Source organism: Vibrio sp. 970 (genome assembly GCF_033339075.1).
Genome location: NZ_JAWOTW010000149.1, coordinates 1 through 883, shown reverse-complemented (window position 1 = coordinate 883; position 883 = coordinate 1). Strand labels below are relative to the sequence as shown.

1 protein-coding gene is annotated in these 883 nt (G+C 44.7%); it reads left to right on the top strand.

Annotated features, from left to right (window positions below):
• A partial coding sequence (locus R7Q11_RS25320; protein ID WP_225466899.1) for a PrkA family serine protein kinase occupies positions 1-883 on the top strand: 883 nt, incomplete at both ends.

The following is an 883-nucleotide window of genomic DNA, read 5'->3' as shown; positions in this document are numbered from 1 at the left end:
CTTGGGCAGCAAAACGCCTTCACGAATTTGGTGGCGACATCACTAAGTTTAAAGTGATGAAAGTTCGTCCATCTATCCTTGACCAAATCGGTATTGCGAAAACCGAACCTGGTGATGAGAACAACCAAGATATTTCATCACTCGTCGGTAAAGTGGATATCCGTAAACTCGAACACTACTCTCAAGACGACCCAGATGCGTACAGCTACTCTGGCGCGCTGTGTAAAGCAAACCAAGGCTTGATGGAATTCGTCGAGATGTTCAAAGCGCCAATTAAAGTATTGCACCCATTACTAACCGCAACACAAGAAGGCAACTTTAACGGGACGGAAGGCCTTTCTGCGATTCCATTCGACGGCATGATTTTGGCTCACTCTAACGAATCTGAGTGGCAAACCTTCCGCAACAACAAAAACAACGAAGCCTTCCTAGACCGCGTATACATCGTAAAAGTACCGTACTGTTTACGCGTATCGGAAGAAGTTAAAATCTATCAAAAACTGCTTGAAAACAGTGAATTGTCTCAAGCCCCTTGCTCACCAAGCACATTAGAAACATTGGCGCAGTTCAGCATTCTTTCTCGTCTGAAAGAGCCTGAAAACTCGTCTATCTTCTCGAAAATGCGCGTGTACGACGGCGAGACGCTAAAAGACACCGATCCTAAAGCGAAAAGCTACCAAGAATATCGAGATTACGCAGGCGTCGATGAAGGTATGAACGGCCTATCTACACGTTTTGCGTTTAAGATTTTGTCTCGCGTGTTCAACTTTGACCAAACCGAAGTGGCAGCAAACCCAGTTCACTTGTTCTATGTGATTGAACAACAAGTAGAGCGCGAACAGTTCCCTTCAGAAACCGCAGAAAAATATCTTGAGTTTTTGAA